At 60.8% G+C, this 20,135-nt stretch carries 16 protein-coding genes; all 16 read right to left on the bottom strand.

Annotated elements, in window-relative coordinates:
* Positions 1 to 19 precede the first annotated feature (19 nt).
* Positions 20 to 670 (bottom strand): RraA family protein, encoded by a 651-nt coding sequence (locus tag AC3IUA_RS13635; protein ID WP_489361637.1) that lies wholly within the window; start codon positions 668 to 670, stop codon positions 20 to 22.
* On the bottom strand, positions 661 to 1,443 hold the full coding sequence (locus AC3IUA_RS13630; protein ID WP_489361635.1) for an IucA/IucC family C-terminal-domain containing protein: 783 nt from the start codon (positions 1,441 to 1,443) through the stop codon (positions 661 to 663). Before AC3IUA_RS13630 ends, AC3IUA_RS13635 begins: the two co-directional genes overlap by 10 nt.
* A complete protein-coding gene (locus AC3IUA_RS13625) occupies positions 1,440 to 2,231 on the bottom strand; it encodes an ABC transporter ATP-binding protein (protein ID WP_489361633.1) in 792 nt (263 codons plus the stop codon). The genes AC3IUA_RS13630 and AC3IUA_RS13625 overlap by 4 nt, the downstream gene beginning before the upstream one ends.
* Positions 2,232 to 2,243: 12 nt before the next feature.
* Complete coding sequence (locus tag AC3IUA_RS13620; RefSeq protein ID WP_489361631.1) at positions 2,244 to 3,275, bottom strand: FecCD family ABC transporter permease; 1,032 nt, start codon at positions 3,273 to 3,275, stop codon at positions 2,244 to 2,246.
* On the bottom strand, positions 3,268 to 4,257 hold the full coding sequence (locus AC3IUA_RS13615) for a FecCD family ABC transporter permease (RefSeq protein WP_489361629.1): 990 nt from the start codon (positions 4,255 to 4,257) through the stop codon (positions 3,268 to 3,270). The genes AC3IUA_RS13620 and AC3IUA_RS13615 overlap by 8 nt, the downstream gene beginning before the upstream one ends.
* Positions 4,254 to 5,174, bottom strand: a complete 921-nt coding sequence (locus AC3IUA_RS13610) for an ABC transporter substrate-binding protein (protein ID WP_489361627.1) — start codon at positions 5,172 to 5,174, stop codon at positions 4,254 to 4,256. Before AC3IUA_RS13610 ends, AC3IUA_RS13615 begins: the two co-directional genes overlap by 4 nt.
* Positions 5,164 to 7,032 carry an IucA/IucC family protein gene (locus AC3IUA_RS13605; protein ID WP_489361625.1) on the bottom strand — a complete coding sequence of 623 codons (1,869 nt, stop codon included), beginning with the start codon at positions 7,030 to 7,032 and terminating at the stop codon, positions 5,164 to 5,166. The genes AC3IUA_RS13610 and AC3IUA_RS13605 overlap by 11 nt, the downstream gene beginning before the upstream one ends.
* Before the next feature lie 4 nt (positions 7,033 to 7,036).
* Positions 7,037 to 7,810, bottom strand: coding sequence for an HpcH/HpaI aldolase family protein (locus tag AC3IUA_RS13600; protein ID WP_489361623.1), 774 nt, complete (start codon positions 7,808 to 7,810; stop codon positions 7,037 to 7,039).
* A complete protein-coding gene (locus AC3IUA_RS13595) occupies positions 7,804 to 9,669 on the bottom strand; it encodes an IucA/IucC family protein (RefSeq protein ID WP_489361621.1) in 1,866 nt (621 codons plus the stop codon). The genes AC3IUA_RS13600 and AC3IUA_RS13595 overlap by 7 nt, the downstream gene beginning before the upstream one ends.
* 24 nt (positions 9,670 to 9,693) lie before the next feature.
* Positions 9,694 to 11,121 (bottom strand): DHA2 family efflux MFS transporter permease subunit, encoded by a 1,428-nt coding sequence (locus AC3IUA_RS13590; RefSeq protein WP_489362345.1) that lies wholly within the window; start codon positions 11,119 to 11,121, stop codon positions 9,694 to 9,696.
* Positions 11,118 to 12,338, bottom strand: a complete 1,221-nt coding sequence (locus tag AC3IUA_RS13585; protein ID WP_489361619.1) for a type III PLP-dependent enzyme — start codon at positions 12,336 to 12,338, stop codon at positions 11,118 to 11,120. The genes AC3IUA_RS13590 and AC3IUA_RS13585 overlap by 4 nt, the downstream gene beginning before the upstream one ends.
* A complete protein-coding gene (locus tag AC3IUA_RS13580; RefSeq protein WP_489361617.1) occupies positions 12,331 to 14,115 on the bottom strand; it encodes an IucA/IucC family protein in 1,785 nt (594 codons plus the stop codon). The genes AC3IUA_RS13585 and AC3IUA_RS13580 overlap by 8 nt, the downstream gene beginning before the upstream one ends.
* 267 nt (positions 14,116 to 14,382) lie before the next feature.
* A complete protein-coding gene (locus AC3IUA_RS13575; protein ID WP_489361615.1) occupies positions 14,383 to 15,759 on the bottom strand; it encodes a diaminobutyrate--2-oxoglutarate transaminase in 1,377 nt (458 codons plus the stop codon).
* 339 nt (positions 15,760 to 16,098) lie between these two features.
* On the bottom strand, positions 16,099 to 18,519 hold the full coding sequence (locus AC3IUA_RS13570) for a TonB-dependent siderophore receptor (protein ID WP_489361613.1): 2,421 nt from the start codon (positions 18,517 to 18,519) through the stop codon (positions 16,099 to 16,101).
* Between the two features lie 66 nt (positions 18,520 to 18,585).
* Positions 18,586 to 19,533: a FecR domain-containing protein gene (locus AC3IUA_RS13565; protein ID WP_489362343.1), complete on the bottom strand. Its 948-nt coding sequence runs from the start codon at positions 19,531 to 19,533 to the stop codon at positions 18,586 to 18,588.
* Complete coding sequence (locus tag AC3IUA_RS13560) at positions 19,533 to 20,042, bottom strand: sigma-70 family RNA polymerase sigma factor (RefSeq protein WP_489361611.1); 510 nt, start codon at positions 20,040 to 20,042, stop codon at positions 19,533 to 19,535. Before AC3IUA_RS13560 ends, AC3IUA_RS13565 begins: the two co-directional genes overlap by 1 nt.
* Between the last annotated feature and the right edge of the window lie 93 nt (positions 20,043 to 20,135).

Raw genomic sequence — 20,135 nt, 5'->3', positions numbered from 1 at the left:
CGGGGCGATTGCCGGATGCTCACTCTTCGCCGGAACCGACCGGGGATGTGGCAGCCAACCTCTGCAAAAACTCCTCCCGGCGAACCCGGTCCATTGTCTCTTTGGCCAACAGCTCGGGAAGCAATGCATTAGCCTGTTGCGGATCAAGGATAAACACTCCGTCATCGTCACCGATGGCGATGTCCCCTGGCTGCACCCGGACCTCGCCGACGCTGATCGGCTGGTTGACCTCTCCCTGCAAGCCGATGCTGCGGGTGGTGAAAGCGCTGACCTCGCGGCAAAACACCGGCAGCTTGTGCAGACGCAATGCGTTGACGTCGGTAACGGCACCCGACACCACCACCCCCGCCAGCCCTTTGATCAATCCGGCCAAGGTGCGCAACTCGCCCCAACAGGCACATTCGGCATCGCCAACGCACTCGATGACCAGAACGTCACCCGGCTGACTGAGCAACAACGCCTCGCGCAGAACGCTGCCATCGGGGGTAAAGACCTTGACGGTGACCACATTGCCGACCATCCGGATGCCGTTGAACAGCGGCTTGATGCCTCGCAGGAAACCACTGCCCGTCAAATGGCCGATGGTCGATGACGCAATTTTGCGGTATTCGCCCAGCAACTCATCGCTGACGAGCTGGCGGCGCGGCGCTACCCGGTCATTCATCGGCATTTCCTCGGGCGTAACAATGGACAGGTCGAACAGTATTCAACCGGCTCGCTGGCTTGATAGTAGAAGCAACAGGTTCGACGAAAGCGAATGCTGCGCTGTCCATCGTCAACCAGCGTGGGTGGAAGGCGAAAATGGCTCAGCGGATTGTAATCAAGGCCAAACAAGGCCGGCTGTGCCTGGGTCAGCAGCCAGCTGAAATCCGCTTCATGGCGTTCACGTATCGGCGACTCCTCGATCTTTGCCATGCGCTTTTCATACAGCGAATACACCCGCACCGCGGTGTTGTCCCACAAAATACGCCGGGAAACGCCGCTGACGCTGTAGAAGGTTTGCCAAAGCGGTTGCAGCAATCCGGCAAACAGTGAGTGCACAATGGCTTCGCGCCAGGCATCGCGTTCACCGGCCGCATAGGCAAACGGCAGCTCTTGATGGAGTGGCATCGAGGAAGTCCAGAGGCCCTCGTCGTGCCCGTATTCGATCACCGTGTTGTCCAGCGACAGCAGCAGCCCCTTGTCGTACACCGACATGGCGTACAAACAAGCGCCGGTCGCCAGAAATGACAGCCGTTTGCCCAGCAACGAGGCGGTGACCTTGCGCGAGGGTGAACCGATGACTGGCGTCAGTTCGTCCAGCAGACGTAAACAGACATCCTCCTGCAACAAGGCCCGTGCCGTCAGCGAACGTAGCGGATCGCGCTCTGCCGCTTCCTTCAGACGCAGACCTGCGCTAAGCACTGCCCACTCTGGCGCTGTGAAATGACGGGCCAGACTCATTGCGGCAGTTCCCGGCCAAACGGAATGCACATCGGCGTACCAAAGAACGGATCGGGGATAATCCGGCAATTGAGGTCGAACACCGTCTTGACCAGCGCCTCGGTCAAGACCTCCTCGGGCCGGCCCTGGGCAAAGGCGCTGCGGTTATGCACCGCGACCATGTGGTCGGCGTAGCGACAGGCCAGATTGAGGTCGTGCAAGACCATGACGATGGTTTTGTTCTCGCGCCGGTTGAGGTCGCGCAACAGGTCCAGCACCTCGATCTGGTGCGACAGATCGAGAAAGGTCGTCGGCTCATCCAGCAGCACGATGCCGGTATCCTGCGCCAGCGTCATGGCAATCCACGCCCGCTGGCGCTGCCCGCCGGACAGCGCATCCACCGGCCGATCGGCCAGTGCCTCCAGCCCGGTCTGGGTCAGCGCTCGCTGGACCATGGCTTCATCTTCAGCCGACCACTGCTGCATCCAGCTCTGATAAGGGTAACGGCCCAGACCCACCAGTTGGCGGACAGTAATGCCCTCCGGCGCCGTGGGCATCTGGGGCAGAATCGCCAACTCACGGGCCACGGTCGCGGTGGATTTCTGGCGAATATCCACACCATTGAGAATCACCGTGCCGTGGGTCGGTTTGAGCAGCCGGGCAAAGGATTTGAGCAAGGTGCTTTTGCCACACCCGTTACTGCCAATCAGCACCGAGACCTTGCCCTTGGGCAGTTGCAGATCCAGCTCATCTATAATCACCTGGCGCTGATAACTCAGGGTCAGGCCGCGACTTGCAATCGACGTCATGCGTTGGATTCCTTAATGACGCTGCTTGATCAACAGATAAAGAAAGAACGGTGTGCCGAGCACCGCGACAAAAATGCCCGCCGGCAAATCCAGTGGCAAAAACAGCGTGCGCCCGGCCAGATCCGCGAGCATCACCAGGTTCGCCCCGACCAATGCCGCCATCACTGCCTGCCCGGCGAAACCCGGCCCGACCAGGCGTTTGGCAATATGCGGGGCAATCAAGCCGACAAAGGCAATCGCCCCGCCCCAGGCAATGGCCGCACCGGCCAACGCCACGCTCACCAGCAATAACCCGGCCCGCAGCCACTGCACGCGCACGCCGATGCCCTGGGCCAGGCTGTCATCCAGCTGTTGCACCATCACCTGACGGGCAAGCAGCACCAACAGCGGGAATATCCCCAGCAACCAGCCAGCCAGCGCCAGCGGTTCCGGCCAACTGGCACCGTAGACGCTGCCTGTCAGCCAGACGTAGGCCGACAGCGTGGTGGTCAGCGGACTGAACACCAGAATGAAGGTGGTGGCAGCCGTCAACATCGCCGAAACACCCACCCCGATCAACACCAGCCGCAGTGGCGATGCGCCCTGTTTCCAGGCCAGCAGATAGATCGCCAGCGTAGCCAGCCCCGCACCGAGCATCGCCGCCAGGGGCAGGAACTGTTGGCCCAGGGCCACGGAGAAAAACGACAGGTAAAGCACCGCCGCGGCACTGGCACCGCTGGTAATCCCCAGCAGATCAGGTGACGCCAGCGGATTGCGGATGATGCCTTGCAGGATCAGCCCGGAGATCGCCAGCGCGGCACCGACCAGCGCGGCCAGCACGATGCGCGGAAAACGCAGTTGCTCGACGATAAACGTCAGGCTCGGGTCCTCGCTGGAAAACAGGATCCGCAGCACCGCCATGGGCGACAGCGTGATTTTTCCCAGGGATAGCGAGCCGAGGACCACCAGCAAGGTCATCGCCAATGCCCCCACCAGCCGCGACACGCTGGAAAAATTGACCCGGCGGGAAAACCCGCCAAGGCGCCAGGTCAGTACCTTATCCATAACGACCTCCACGGCGGGCCAGGAGAATAAAGAACGGTGCACCGAACAGTGCGGTCATCACCCCGACCGGCACCTCCTGGGGCAGAATCAACACCCGCGACAGGGTATCGGCCAACAGCAGCAGGATCGCGCCGAGCAACGCGCAGCCCGGCAGCAGCCAGCGATGATCGATGGACAGCCCTTTGCGCACCATATGCGGCACCAGCAGGCCAATGAAGCCGATGCTGCCGGCCAATGCCACGGCGCTGCCCGCCAGGCAGACGATCAGCACGCTCAGCAGCAGACGAATCAAACCGGTGCGCTGTCCGAGACTGGTGGCGATTTCCTCCCCGGCGTTCAACACATTGACCTGCCCCGCCACCAACAGTGACCCCAGCAACGCGAGCACGCTGCACATCAGTAGCGGCGCGGCGATCGACAGGCTGCGTTCGGTCAGCGAACCAGCCATCCAGAACAACACGGTGTCCAGTCCATCCTGATTGACCACCAGCAGCGCCTGGCTGAAGGCGGAAAACAGCGCGGCAATCGCAGCGCCGGCCAGCACGATGCGCAGCGGGCTGAGACTGCCCTGCCCCATGTTGCCAATCAGCCACACCAGACAACCGGCAAGCGCGGCACCGAGGAACGCGCACCACAACCAGGCATCCGGTGATGACAAAGAGAAGATCGAGGAAAACAGGATGATAAAGAAGGTCGCCCCGGCATTGACTCCAAACAACCCGGGAGAGGCCAGCGGGTTGCGGGTCAGCGCCTGCATCAATGCCCCGGCCACCGCCAGGCTGGCTCCTACGGCAATGGCCATCAAGGTGCGTGACAGGCGCGTGGTGGTCACCAGTGTATGACTGGTGCTCAAGGCATCCGGATGGACAAAGGCCGCAGCTACCTGCGACAGCGGAATCCAGGTGGCGCCGACGGCCAGGCTCAAGACACTGCACACCAGCAGCCCTATCGCCGCGAACCCCAGTTTCAAAGCATTGCTCATGAGGCACCCGCGGCGGTCAGGCGAGCAATGTCGTCGAGCATCAGATTCGCCCCGAGCATCCCGCCCGCCAGGCTCCAGGCCACGCCATCGACCTGCCAGACCTGCTGCTCCCGCGGCGCGCGCATTTGCTGCCACAGCGGGTGCTGCACCAGGCTTTCATAGTTGCGCTGCACCGCCGCGCTCGACCCGTGCATGAAAACAAAAAACAGCTCGGCATCCACCACGGGAAGGCTCTCCTTGCTGGTGAGTTTCAACGACACCCCACTCGCCTCCCGGCTGGCCTCACTCCAGATGAAGCCCAGTTCGCTGAGCACCGAACCGGCGAAACTGACGGGCAGATAACTGCGAATGTGGTCTTCACGAATATCCAGAATCGACACCGTGAGCGGCCAGCGTCCGGCAAGTTTTTCCTGCAGTTGCTGACGCAGTAGCGTCACCCGTTGCTGCCATTGCGCCAGAATATCCATGGCCGCCTGCTGCCGGTGCAGTGCCGCGCCCATCAGCGCCAGGGTTTTTTTGAATTCAAACACTTCCTCCAGCATCACCACCGGGGCGATCTGTTCGAGTAACGGCACTATGCGCTGGTGGCGAAAACGCGAGGCGACAATCACGTCCGGCTTCAGCAAGACAATGTCTTCCAGGCTGGGCTGGGTTTCCAGCCCGACATGGGGGACATGTTCCAACGCGGAGCGCAAATAGCGATAAGTCGGTTTCTCGCTCCAGGAGTCGACAATGCCGCAGGGGATTACCCCCAGTGCCACGGCACTGTCGGTAGCCCCTTGGAACAGGGTGATCACCCGCAAAGGGGCAACGCCCGCCTGCGCGAACTCTGGCGCGAGCGACCTGAATGCGAGCAGGCCCAGGGACAGGCGCAACAACGTGCGCCTGGAGGGTTTCAGCGGGTTTTCATGCTTCACGAGTCAGCCTGTGAAAAGGGTTTACCACTTCGCCTTTGCCGAACGGCATGCTGCCCGGGCCGCCTGCGCGTTCAATCATCGGCGTCAGCAAGAGCTTCTGTGGCCAGTGAGTCGATTCGAACAGCTGTTGCTTGAGCATGGCCCGAGCGTCAGCGTCAAAATCTATGGTGTCGATCAGCTCGTTCAGCACCTCGCCCATCGCTGTCCACAACGTTGTGACCGGCAGTGAGTAGATCTGCGCAAGCGTATCGATAATCGCGCGGAGGTTGACCTGAATTCCCAGCGTCTGCAACCAGAACAGCAAATCTTCTGCGCGCTCATGATACAGCGTGTTGGTGTGGCCTTTCTTGAGCCGGTAAACCGGATCGGCCATGCCATTGCGTTCCAGCCACGGCACGTAGATGCGCAATGAATCGTGATCGCGCAGCAGCAGGCCTTGGGCATGACCGGCCTTCCATACCAGCAGCGCATTCTGCCCGTGAACCTCACCGAGCATGCCGAGGCGGAACATCCGCAGGTTGATGTCGAAGAAGCTGTGGCACAGTTCGCGGAACAGCGTCATCACCGACGTGGCATCGGCTGGCAGGTTGCGGTAGTGCATCCAGTCATCGAAGAAGTGCCGGTCGCTGTCAGGCAACGGCGTTCCCAGCGCGGCCATGGGTATCAGACGACAATCGGCATCCTCGAGCAACGCTGGCGGATAGCCGCGCACCATGGCCGCCAGATGTCGCGGTGCTTCATCGAACAGCGTGGCATCGGGCGGCATGAACGCCCACCATTTGCTCTCGTCGCACAGGTGCAGCGACTGTTGCAGGGTTTCATCCTTGCCCAGCGCCTGGCGCAGCAGCGTCTCGCTCAGGCCGCCGTTGATCATTTTCACCGCGGGCAAATACCGCGAGGCACCCAGTGAATAGATGGCCATCGGCAACTTGAGGTAATCGGCGCTGTTGAAGCAGGGCGTCATCGAGCGCAACGACGAGGTAGGGAAAAAATCGCCTTCAGTGAAGTCCAGGCGCTGGCAGTCACCCTTGTCGAACGCGGCACCGAGCTGTGCTTGCAACACATGTTCGAGCTGCCATGGATGAACCGGCAGCGCGATATGGCTGTCGGCAATGCCACGCGCCTGCATCTCTTGTTGCAGGCTGGCTTGCAGCGCCTGCGGCAACAGATAGTGCGCCGGATAACTCTGGGTCAGGTCCGCAACGCCGTCCCCGCATTGCAGCAGGGTACTGGCCACCGCGACCCAGTTGAGCGCCACCGGCCGGGCAAACTCCGCCTGATAGTGCTGATACTCGGTCTCGCTCAACCCCTGCTTGGCTTTTGCCAAGGGATGATAGGGACGATCGCGCAGTGAAGCCCACTGCTCCATCGTCAGGAAAAACTGCCAGTTGTCTTTTTCCAGCAAGCCTTCGCTATCGACCCGATGGGTCAGGGACAGCCCGGTTTGCTTGACGCTGGTGCGCAGTACATCCTGAAACAGCGCAAAGCCCTTTTCATTACCCGGGTAACGATCGGTCATCCCGGCCAGCACCAGCGTCATGAAGTCTTCCGGTGACAACGCCGTCAGGCTTTCGCCCTGACGAGCCAGTACCGGTGTCCCCGGTACTTTCTCCCATTGCTGGGTGATGCCCGGACGCAGTGCCACAACGATAAAACGCTGCTCATCCACTTCGCAGCACCATTCCCAGACAACCTGCCCGGCACTCAAACCAGTAAACGGCAGCGTCTGCTGATGCGCCGATTGCCATTGCACCGGCGTCACCAGTTGCAGCGGCTCAGTGCCGAAAAAATGTTCTGCCAGCAGGCAATCAAGCAGATCCTGCATCACCTTATCGGCGGCTGTTGTGCTGAGGTTCATCGGATTACTTTCCTTCTACTGAAGTTGTGGCCAATCTGGCCTGAAGGGCGCGAAAGGCGATGCCGCGTTCGTCCCCCAAAACAAAGCTTTTCACACCGCGAGCCAACCAGCGTTCGTGGTCGCCAGGCTGGCGCGGGATGGCGCAGTACGGCACTCCCGCGGCGCTGGCCGCCTGCCAACTGGCGAGCAGCGCTTGCTGCACTGGCGGCTGGTCGATCTGCCAGGGCATGCCCAGCGATTGCGATAAATCGGCAGCGCCTTCAAGGATCATGTCCAGACCGGGCACCTCGGCAATTTCAGCCGCACGTCGCACGCCTTCGGCGCTTTCGATCATCGCTACCAGCAGGATCTGGGCGTTGGCCAGACCGATGTACTCGGCCAGGCTGTGCTTGCCGAATGCCCCGGGGCGTCCGGCATTCAGACTGCGGCTGCCCAACGGATGGTATTTGCAGGCGCGAACGCTCTCGGCGAGCTGTTCGGGCGATTCGATCATCGGCAGAACGATGCCCTGGGCCCCGCCATCGAGCAGGCGCAGCATGGTCTTCGGATTGAGATCCGCCACCCGCACCAGTGGCGTGATGGCGTAACTCTCCGCGGTGCGGATCATGTTCTCCACGGTTTCAGGATTGATCAGCACGTGTTCCGTATCGATGATCACGAAATCGAAACCCGCCTCGGCAATCAGCTCGATTGCCGCCGGCGAAGGAATCGAACTGATCAGGCCGTAAGCCGGCTCACCCGTGGCGAGTTTCAGCTTGAGCTGATTAGTCCTCAGCATGCTTGCGGCCGCAAAGCATGCAGTGGATTCGGCACGGCTTTGATCCGGCTTTCGCCATCGCCCAATAGCCGGCGCTTGGTCAATTCTTCCACCTCATAGAAAGGCGCGAACACATCAAACAGCGCGTAACGCGCCTGGTGCTGCGGATGCGCGGCCTGGTAATCGATGATCACTTCGGCGGTCATCTGCCAGAACGCGGCCTCCTCCAGCTGATACTGCTGATGCAGGAAGATCGCCAGCTCGGCCAGGCAGATAAAGAAGAAAGAATCACAAGAGAAGTCGCGCACCGCATTCACGTCATCGGTGAGGATGAACGAATTGCGGTTGAGCTTGGCATGGCTGGCGGGCAGCGGCACGAGCGTCGGGCACAGCTCGGGGCGTGCCAGGTGCTGCGGTGAATAGCGCACGCCGTCATGGAAATCTTTCAGCGCAATGCGTTGCGGCCATCCCTGCTTGACGATCAGGACAATGTTCTGACCATGGGACTCCATGCCGATACCTTCGGCATACAGCATGTGAATGATCGGCGAGACCGTGACCTGCAACAACTGTTGCGTCCAGGCTTGCAGGCCGTATTGAGTAATCCAGGCGTCGATGAAGGGTTTCTGCGCTGCCTGCGCATAACGATTTTCCACCGAGCTCAACCCGTTGAAGGGCACCGCCTGCTCATCGTCCTGCAGATACTGGTGAATGCTTTCGCGCCACAGGCTTCCCAGGGTCCCGTAGGCCTGGGGCATGCGGGTGGCGGGCAGGTGTTGATAGTCGAAACTGACACCGACCACTTCGCCGAGGATCACGAAGCCGAGGTCCCGAGCCGTGCTGTCGCTGGCGATCAACTGGTGCAGCCAGTCGGTGATGATCGGCCCGTTCATGACCGTGTGCCTGGCCAGGATTCGCGTACTCGAGGTGTTGGTAATGCTCAGTGCCAGCTTCACATAAGGTCGCTGTTTTTCGCTGACATTAGCCAGGGTGCGGATCGACTGCTGCGCCTGATAGCGATCATCCGAGGTTCCCAGATAGACCAGCTCGGCGCTGAGCAATTCAGGGTAGAACGTCGGCGCAATGATGTTTTCCCACTGCCATGGATGCACCGGGAGCAACCAATAATCATCCAGCGCCTTGCCCTGGCTGGTCAGCGCCGTGGACAGTTGCTGCCAGCGCTGAGCGCCGAATTCCTGCTGGATAAACGTGTCGAAACTCAAGTGCCGCGAATGGTTCATCACCCCGCAGGACTTGGCCACCGCCAGCCAGACAATGGCGATCGGCGCGGCGAACTCCGGCCCGTAACGGGCGTTGTCCGCCAACGAGAAGCCGATGCGCGATTTGTAGCAAGGGTGATAGCTGTGGGCGTCCATGAAATGCTGTTCCAGCGCATCGGCATCCAGTTCATGAGCCGGTTTCGCCGCCCGGTAATGCTGGCTGCGCGACTGCAAATCCTTGAGCAAGGTCTGCTCCAGCTCATGGGTGAACCGCGGCAGGTGCGGGCTGTCCTGTAGCTCGCTCAACAGCTCGGCCAACGCCTGATGAAGTTGCGGCTTGCTGCGCACACCCGCGGCATCCACGCGTTCCAGGCTGGCGCAATCGAGGCGGATCAGATCAAAGCTGGCGCTGAGAAATCCATTGCAGTGGTACTCCACCCTCGCCTGCTGCGCATCGATAGCGCTGACGATAAAACGCTGCTGGTTGTCCGCCAAAGGCGAATGGCGGTACGGCAGCACATTTTCATACAGCAGGGTTTGCAGCAGTTGCCCTACTACACGCTGCTCTACTTGCTGATAGTGTCGGGCGTCGGCATTTGCCAACCAGAAGCCTGGCGTGGAACCCGCGCCCTGCGGTGTTGCCTGTGTAGAGGTGGTCATGTTGATACCTTGTAAGTTGAAAAATCAGGGTTGTTCGATGGCTTTTGGCAGCACTTGCGCCGGCTCGTCGGCTGTGCGGACCGGAAAACGCCAGGCACAGGGCAAGGCCAGCAGAATCAGGATGCCGGTCGCGACGAAAACCTCGCTGATGGCCCCGAGGGTGCCGGCCTGATAAGTCGCGCTTCCCACTTCGGCGGCCAGACGAAACTCCAGCCATAACGAAGCGATGACGATGGCCAGCGAGGCCACCAGGCGCCGCGAAATGTTGTTCATCGCCGCGCCCTGGGTGACCATCGGTTCGGGGAGTGCATTGAGTCCGGCGGTAGTGACCGGAATGTAGGAAAGTCCCAGCCCCGCACCACGGACCATCATCAGGAAAAAGATCATCCCGATCGTCGCCTCGCTACCGAGCATGCCGATTGCAAGGGTGGAGGCACCGGTCAGCAGCAGGCCCCAGAACACCACGCCGCGCGGACCATGACGGTCCAGCAGCTTGCCGCCGATATGCCCGAACAGACTGGCGAAGACTGCCGTGCACAGCAGCGCCAGGCCGGTCCAGATGGCGCTGTAGCCCAACACCAGCTGAATCAGCAACGGCAGCAGGACCAGGCACTCGAACATGCCGACCGACTGCACCACGGCGATAATCACACTCAGGCGATAACCGCGCAGGGCAAAAATCCGCAGGTTGAGCAGCGGTGCCGAACGGCGCAGTTCCAGCCGCACAAACGCCACCAGGCACAGGATCGCCACCAGCAACATTCCGAGGTTGAGTGGATCGAGCAGCGCCTGGGCGTGGCGCAGCCGGCCGATGGCGACCATCAGCAAGCCGATGCCGGTGGCGATCAGCAGGTAGCCGGCCAGGTCGAAAGGTTTGCGCTCGGTCGCAGCGGATACGGGAAGCACGCCGATGCCGAGGATCAGCGCCAGCAGTCCGATGGGCACATTCATCAGGAACAGCGAGCGCCAACTGAACCACTCCAGCATCAGGCTGCCGCACAAGGGCCCCAGTGCCGGCGCCAGCATCACCGCCGCCCCCCACAAACCAGTGACCCTGCCCCGCTCGCCTTTGGCATAGACCGAGAAGATGATCGCCAGCGACAGCGGAATCATCAGCCCGCTGGCAATGCCTTGCACCACGCGGGCGGCAATCACCAGCGCGATGGAATTGGCCATTGCCCCCAGCAGCGATCCGCAGACAAACAGCGCCACGCCCCACAGGTAAAGGCGCTTGCGCCCCACTCGCTGGGCGAGAAAGCTGGTCAGGGGCATGGTCATACCCATGCTCACCATGAAGGCCGCAACGATCCAGGTGGCCAGCAGCGGACCGATATCGAAGGCGCTCATGAACGCCGGCAGCGCCGGGTTGAGCGAACTGTTGTTGAGGCTCACCGTCAGTGTGCCCAGCAGCACATTGACCACCACCAACCAGCGCGGTGCTGTCACCATCAATCGCACTGCGCGGCTCCTGTATTTGGCGTTGCTCCGAGGAACAGTTGCAGCGGCCGTGGATGACAGAGGAAATCGGCATGGGAGATGTTGTAACCATAGGCACCGGCCAACGGCAGCACCAGCATGTCGCCGATACTGACGCCCCTGAGCGGGCAATCGCGGCTCAGTACATCCTTGGGTGTGCAGAGCTGGCCGACGACTGTCCAGGCCTGCGTCACCATGGCCGCTGTTTGTGGATGCCGTGGCAGGTGAATGACCGGGTGATCATGCCCCTGGGCGACCGGCAGGCGGAACTGGTGGGTGCCGCCACGGCACACCAGGAAGTGCTTGCCGTGGCTGACTTTCATGTCCAGCACTTCAATGGCGTAATAGCCACAAAAGGCGCTGATGAAGCGACCGGGTTCAAAGCGCACGATCGGCGCATCGGTACAGGCCGCCAGGCTCTGCTCCAAGTGCGCGCACAACCGCTGCCAGTCGAACTGCTGCGCGCCGAGATAATTGACCCCGATGCCACCGCCGACATTGAGATGGGTAATCTGTTCAGGGTTTGCCGACAGCGCCTTCCATTGCGGCCAGCGCTGCAAGTAGAGATCGAGCAACTGCTCATGGCGCTCCACCAGCGGCTGATGGGACATCGCATGCACATGGAAACCCTTGAGCAGCAAATGGCTGGCCTTGTCGACCTGCTGCACCGCCAGCGCCAATTCCGACTCATCGATCCCGAACGGCGTGGCCACGCCGGCCATCGCCAGCTTGCTGGAAAGCGGCGGCGGCAGTTCAGGGTTGATTCGCAGATAGACCGCCTGTACCCGCCCCGCCTCCTGCGCCAGGCGCTGCAGTCGCGCGATTTCATTCAGGCTTTCGATATGAATGGCTTCGACCTGCTGCGCCAGTGCCGCGCGCAAATCGGAATCCAGTTTGCCGGGGCCGGAGAAGACAAAAGGCTTGGGTGTCGGGCAGTCCTTGAGGCGATCGATTTCACCGCCGGACGAGATCTCGAATCCGTCCACCAGCGGCGCCAGAGCGGACAGAATTTGCGCTTCGCTGTTGGCCTTGATGGCGTAGTACAACTCGACCCCAACCGGCAACGCCGCCATCACTTGAGTGACGTGCTGTTTCAGCGCGTCCAGATCGTAGATGAACAATGCCAGCGGGTCCTCATGCTGCACCCGCGCCTGATCAATCGCGGCCAATACCGCTGCGGGCAACTTATCCATGATTGGCCGCCTTGCCCCACGGGGACACCAGACGGACGTAACTGGCCTGGCGATCGGCCTTGGCCGCCAGACGGACTTTCAGGTTGGTTTTGCAGGCAATCGGCTGGCCGGCGATCAGTGCGTCCAGCTCGGGCGCGGCACCCTTCAATTCGGCGCGGATGCTCACCAGCTGCTGCTCGACGCGCTGCCACATCAGCGGCGCCAGGTGCGGGCGCTCCCAACTCAGGGCCAGCACGGCCTCGGAAAGGTTGTTGACCAACAGGCAATACACGATGCGATTCCAGCCCTGCTCGCGGGAATAGAGCAGCGACTGGCGTACCCGCGGGTGAATCTCGGCATCAATCCGCGAGATGCCCAGTTCATCGGTGAGTTTGACCCCCTCGAAATCCCGCAGCAGCAGCTGTTGCGGGCGGCCGTTGTCATGGGTCAGCACGCTGTTCTGCAAGTGCGGCTCCATCACGATGCCATGATTGAAGAACAGCGCCAGCACCGGGCGCAGCAATAGCGCCTGGTAGTCGCTGAACCAGCTCAACAGCTGCTTGTCGTTGATCTCGTTACCGTTGAAGCGCTGCAGGAATTCATGCACCAGCGGCCGTAAATGCAGCCCGCGGGCGAACAAGGTACCGGCCATGATGCTGCAGTCGGTACCGGTATCGAGGCAGAAATTCTCCCGCAGGATCGCCCCGGTTTGCTCGCGGAACCAGTGGCCATCGGCTTCGCTGGCGTGCTCTGGAGCCCAACTCAACAGGCCCGGTTCGGCCACCACCGAAAGCCCGCCGAGGGTGTCAGGTTGGGTGCGCTGCAATTGCCGGAATAATCGGTCGATAATCAGCGAGCTTTCCAGTTCGTACCAGGCGTTTTTCCTCACGCAGTTGGTGATACGGACATTCAGCGAGCCCTTGATGAAGTAATCATGGCCCTCGATGTACCAGGTGCGGATCGACGCGGTGGGATTGGCCATCAGTCCCGTGGCGCCGCGATCAACGATGGCGCCGGACTCCAGCAGACGCTGCACGCGGTCGTCCTGCATGAACAGCTCTGCCTGCACCGGATGCATGCAGATGATCGCGTGCCCTACCCGCGCCGGGCGCTGATCGGCAAAACCGGCCAGCACTTGCGCATCGCTCAGGCCATTGGCGCCGATGCTCAGCCCTTCCAGCGGCACTTCGAACAGGTGCAACGGGGTGCGGGCCTGGAATTCCGGGGCATAGGTTTCCTGTGCCAGGTGCTCCGGCCACAGCCGGGCCTTGGGTGCCGGGTGGTTCGGGTGGCCGAACCACAAACCCTGTTCGCTGGCCAGGTAGCCGCTCAGCGGGTCCGGGCACTTCGTTAGCAGATTGTGCCGGACTATATCTGCAGTCAGGCCCTGGCTCTGCAGGATCTGATTCATCAGCTCATCGTTACGGGCGCTGGTCATGTGTTCGCAGGCTGTCAGCAACTGTTCAGCAAAAGCCGGAAAATCCGGGCACAGCCATGGGTCATTTTCCTGCTGGGCGTAGACATCGGACAGATACCGATGACTGCCGAGCAAGTCACGACGATCGACCAGCACGAAGAACTGCTGCTGGTTGGGCAGGCTGATGGTCAGCGGTATGCCCTTCAACTCGGCACCATCGAAGTAACTGCCTGGCGCGATGCCATTCATGTCTTGCGGCCAGGTATAACTCAGGCAGTTTTCGGGTAACGCGAACTCTTTTATCAGACAATTAAGCAAGGCATGGGCAGTCGCCGACTCACTCACTATTCTGGATAAAATTGCACGATCTGGATTATTCATATCTGCTCCGCAGTAGCATTCGAGGACACCGGTACGCTATTTAGCGGTGAAGACTAAGTGGCCTTTTAATACCATCAAAAATCAATGTGCCATCCCGGCACCAACTTCTATCGCGACCGGAGAAATTCAACTCAGGTCCGATCTGTGCGCCGGAAGTAATGAACTATTCAATGCACAGCAAAGCATCAGCCCGATAACCAGCATCACTGGATATAAGCGGCCCGTTACGAAAGTTCATTAGTTAAACTTGATGTGCAGCAACAATCATCACGCCCGCAGTTGTGCCAGCGCCGAAGTCAGCCCTTTTTCGAATCGGGCAATAACCAATCCACACTGCTCGTCGTCAATAATCAAAGGCGGTAGCAGGCGCATCACATTGCCGTTGCGTCCGCCGCGTTCAAGCAATAAGCCCTGCTTGAAACAGTGTTGTTGAATGGCTACGGCCAGCGCGGCATCCATCGGGAAGCTGTTCAGCGCATCCGCTGTCTGGCGCTCGTCGACAATTTCGATCCCCAGCATCAACCCGCGGCCCCGGACCTGGCCGAGTGCCGGATAGCGTTGCTGCAAAAGCATAAGCTGCTGTTTCAGCCAGCCGCCGCGCTGCGCAGCCTGAGCCGCCAGATCCTCTTGTTGCAGGACCTTGAGGGTCGCCATGCCAGTGGCCATGGCCATCTGATTGCCACGGAAGGTGCCGCTGTGGTTGCCCGGCCCCCATGCGTCAAACTCGCGCTTGATGCCCAGCAGCGCCAGGGGCAGTCCGCCGCCAATGGCCTTCGACATCACGATGATATCGGGCTCGATGCCGGCATGTTCATAAGCAAACATGTCGCCGGTACGGGCAAAGCCGGTCTGTACCTCATCGATGATCAGCACAATGCCGTGCTTGCGGGTCACTTCGCGAATCTTGCGCAACCAGGCGATTGGCGCGGGGTTCACTCCACCCTCGCCCTGGATGGCCTCGAGGATCACCGCGGCCGGCAAGGAAACGCCGCTTTCAACGTCTTCGATAAACTGCGTGAAATAGTACGCGAGGGCCTGTGCCCCGGCTTCTGCGCCAATGCCCAGCGGGCAACGGTACTCGTGGGGATACGGCAGGAACTGGACGCCTGCCATCAGCGTATGGATGGCGTTCTTCGGCCCGGTATTGCCGGTCACCGCCAGCGCACCATGGGTCATGCCGTGGTAGCCACCCGAGAAGCTGATGATGTTGCTGCGCCCGGTGACGGTTTTCGCCAGCTTCAACGCCGCCTCTACCGCGTCGGCACCGGAGGGCCCGCAGAACTGCAGGCAGTAGTCGCGCCCATTGCCCGGCAACAATGCCAGCAACACTTCACTGAAGGCATCTTTCAGCGGAGTCGTGAGGTCGAGGGTATGCATGGGCATTCCCGTCGCCAGGAAGTTCTGGATGCTGCTGACAACTTCATCGTGATTGTGCCCCAATGCCAAAGTGCCGGCCCCAGCCAGGCAATCAAGGTAGGTCTTTCCTTCAACATCCGTTACCCAAACACCCTGCGCCTTGGCAATAGCCAATGGCAGTTTGCGCGGATAGCTGCGGACATTGGATTCGAACTTGCCCTGGCGAGCCAGATAATCAGCGTTACTTCGATGAAGCTGAGCAGACTGCAACAAGCTTTCACTAAACATATGTCGACTCCTGATAAGATCCATAGCGGAATTATTATCATTATCAATTGCGCATGGCAAGGTATTTCCGAACCAACTGCAACTTTCACGCAATCACCAGAGCCCGGAGATCATCCGGATACAGATAAAACCAGGCCGGCGACTTGGTATTCAGTGAAAAGTTCATAATCAAATAAGGAAATTACCTACAGTAACTTCCTTATTTCATGACGCCCATCACAAACTTAAACAAAATGGATGATTGCAAAATAACATTACCCAGCCTATTAGTTACTCCTGCCCTGCGGATCGCCATAAGGCGATCCGCAGTCAGCAGATTTTCGACTCGGTATGGGCGAATCAGAAATCGACGGTTGCCGAAAGGAGGTAAGTGCGCGGGGTTGCCAGCGTCAAGCCAGGCTCGCTGTCATCCGAGGCCCCGGCCGAACTCCAGTAGGCCTTGTTCGCCACGTTCTCGACATTGGCACGCAGGGTGATGTTCTTTTGGTCGACCTTGAACGCGTAGCGTGCGCCCACGTCGAAACGTTCCCAGGAATCGATTTCCTTGTTGTTGGACTGGTCCAGAAACTGCGAGCTGGAATAGAGGCCGCGGCTGGTCAGGGTCAGGCCCTGTACGGTCGGCACGTCCCACTCGGCGCCCAGGTTGACGTTGTATTTCGGCGTGGCAGGCGCCCGGTTGCCGTCGAAGGTGCCATTGGTGGTGTCGTTCAACTCGCTGTCGATGTACATGACACCGCCGAGCAGGCGGAAACCGTCGAGCGGCTCACCGAACACGCTCAGTTCCACACCGGTGTTTTCACGCTTGCCGTTCGGGCCGAAGACGCGCGTCGTGGCGTTGGTCTCGTAGGCTGGCTGCTTGATCCGGAACACCGCGGCGGTCATGGCGAACGCACCGGCGTCATACTTGGCGCCGACCTCGACCTGGCGGCTGATGAACGGCGGGAAGATCTCGTCGCTGTTCACAGAGGCCGTCGGCGCGATCTTGCCTTGGCTCAGGCCTTCCATGTAGTTGGCATACAGCGATAGCTTGTCGGTGGCCTTGAACAGGAGGCCGCCCGACGGCGAAACTTTTTCCTCATCGTAGGCGGTGGCGCCTTTGACGTCATTCTTCCAGTCGTCAACCTTCACCCGCTGCCAGCGGGCGCCGAGGGTCAGCAGCAGCCGGTCATCGAAGAAGCCCAGGGTGTCGGACAATGCCACGCTGCTGAAGCGGTTCTCGGTGTAGACCTTGTCATCCGGTCGCGTTTGAATGTTTGGGGTCGGGGTTACCACCGGGTCATAGATGTTGCTGGGGGCCGCCCCATAACGGGCGCCGCCATTTTCGAAGTCCATGTAGAAATAGCTGGCAGCCAGGTTGACTTCATGGCTCACCGGGCCGGTATGGAACCAGTTGCGCACCCCCGCCGTGGCCGTCCGGACATTTTCGTCACGGGTGAAGTCACGCGGTAGAACGCTGAAATCGCCAGCGTCGTTGGTGACCGCAACGGCATGTCGGAGAAAGTCATGGTTACTTTTACGCGCCCCCACACCGCCGTACAGCATGACGGAATCGCTGACATCGAATTCGCCGTTCACCGTGCCGAAAGTGTCGTTGGTACTCGCCTTGCTCCAGGGCTGCGCATAGTTGTGGCGCACATCGCTGGCATGCGGAACCCGCGCGTTGGGGCCGACCTGCACGCGCTCCTGCGGGGCGTCGGTATCACGCTCGGTGCGCCCGATATCCGTCGAGAGCCGCAGGCGTTCACCGCGAAAATCCAGGCCCAGCACGGCCATCTCGCGATCGACATTCTGGTGATCCCAATCGGTGTCGCCGGACTGCTTGACGCCGTTGAAACGAATGCCGAACTTGTTGTCTTCACCAAAGCGCCGGCCGACATCCACGGCACCGCCGACCTGGCTGTCGGAAGCGTACATACCGGTAAACGAAGTGATGGGCTTGTCGGTCGCGCGCTTGGGCACCACGTTGATCCCGCCACCCACGCTGCCCCGCGGCGAGATGCCATTGATGAGCTGGGTCGGGCCTTTGATGACGTCGACGCGGTCGGCCATCTCCATGTCGATCGTATAGGTCGGCAGGACGCCGTAGAGACCGTTGTAGGCGACATCACTGTTGAACAGGCTCAACCCGCGAATGGTGAACTGCTCATAACGCCCACCCGCCGGGTTGGTGGCGCGAACCGAGGGATCGCTGGCGATCAGGTCGCCCAAGGTACGAGCCTGCAGGTTTTTGACCGCCTCGCTGGTGTAGGTGGTCATGCTGAACGGCGTTTCCATGAAGTCTCGCGAGCCCAGCAAGCCTTGCGAACCGCGGCGCGCGACCTGGCCTCCGGCATACGGATCGCCGTCCGCCGAGCCAGTGGTACCGAGAATCGAGGTGGGGGCCAGTTGCAGGCTGCTGCCTTCTGGCGCCGGGGTCAGGGTGTACGCCTGTTCGCCCACCGGCTGCAGTTGCAGACCGGAACCCTGCAGCAACCGGGCAAAGCCCTCCTCGACCGCATACTCCCCGGAAAGCCCGGGACTGCTGCGACCGCTGACCAGTGCGGGGTCCAACGAAAGGTTGACCCCGGCCAATCCGGCGAAGCGGGTCAACGCGGCGCTGAGGCTACCGGCGGGCACCTGGTAGCTGCGCCGAGGGCTGTCTTCGGCCGAACTGACCGAGACAAACAACGGGCAGGCACTCAGACTCAACAGCAGACTCAGGTGCAACAACGGGCGCAACCTGGAAGAAGCCAGACGCGTACTGCAGGGCGATGCGGGCATTGAGAATCTCTCTGATTTCGTTTCACTTGCCTTAATGACAAGCGAAGCGAAAAAAGGGGTCACGCTTTACACACTATTTTTTCGCGGCAGCAGCGTGACCCAATAACGAGTACGTGAATGCACCTCCAGCGGCAAGCTGGCCGCCAGCAAGGCGAGGATGCGATCGGTGTCTTCCAGGCGGAAACTGCCGGTGACCCGCAGGGATTCAAGCTCCGGTTCCCAGCGCAGCACGCCCGGCCGATAACTGCTCAGCTCGCGCAAGAACTCCCCCAAAGGCTGGTTCTGCACCACCAACACACCCTCGCGCCAACTTGGCGCAAGCACATCGAATGGCTCCGGCACGCCTACGCCGGCAATCTGAAGGTTGACCTGCTGACCTGCGCGCAACGTCAAGGCCGGGCCCTGCAATGGCCGCAATTGCACCGCGCCCTTGAGCACCGACACCCTGCAGCCGTGCGGGTTCTGGCGAACACAGACTTCGCTCTGGCTGACAATGACCTGCCCATACCGGGTCTGGATCGTCAACAGTGAAGCCCCTGATACCTTCAGCGCGATTTCGCCGGCCACCAGCGTCAGGCGCCGGCTCGGCAGATCGACATTGACGGCAGTGGCGGTATTGAGATGCAGGGTACTGCCATCGGCCAGCAGTACTTGCCTGCGTTCCCCAGTGGCGGTGTGCAGGTCAGCCCGCCAGGTGTCCAGGGGCAATTGCCGACTGAGCAGCACGGCGGTCGGCACTAGCACCGCCACGCCCAGGGCACGTTTGAGCAGCGTGCGCCGTCCCGAGTCCGGGCGATCCAGGCTGCCCATGGCCAGGGCCGAAGGCAGCGCGGCAAAGCGTTGACGCAAGAGTTGGGCTTTCTGCCAGGCCTGTTCGTGGCTGGCACAGCTGTCGCGCCAGTGCTGCAGGGCGGCTCGATCCTGCTCACTGGCGCCGCCGGATTCCAGCAATGCCAGCCACTGCGCGGCAGCCCGCGCCACTTGGCGGGCTTCGGCCGAGAGCCCCGGCTTGATCACAGCGCCACCAGCAGGCAATGCTCGTAGGCTTGCGCCATGTAGCGTTTGATCGTGCGCTCCGACACCCGCAAACGCTCAGCGATCTGTTGATAGCTTAGGCCTTCCAGCTGGCTCCAGAGAAATGCCCGGCGCACCACCGGCGGCAGCCCGTCGAGCAGTTCGTCGAGCATTTGCAGGGTTTCCAGCAGCAACCAGCGCTCCTCGGGGGACGGTGCACTGTCCTCAGGCAACAGCGCCAGCGCATTCAAGTAAGCCTGCTCCAGGCTGCGGCGCTGGTAGAAATTGCTCAGCAGCCGCTTGCCCACCGTCAGCAAATACGCCCGTGGCTCCTGCAAGTCGGCAATCCGCTGCGAGCTGGCGAGGACCCGCATGAACGTATCCTGGCTCAGGTCCGCGGCATCACAGCCATTCCCCATGCGTTGCCTCAACCAGCTCTCCAGCCAGCCACGATGGTCGCGGTACAGGTCGTGGAGGGTTTGTTCTGTCGGCATCGCGGTATCACTCATATATGCAAACCTGCGCCAAGAAATAGTTTAAATGAGATTCATTCTAATTAGTAACCGCACTACAAACCAAGTTCTTTTATGCATTCATTGGCG

Source organism: Pseudomonas sp. KH_050 (assembly GCF_057838875.1).
Note: the sequence above shows the minus strand (reverse complement) of the source record. Positions and strands in the feature narration are given on the sequence as shown.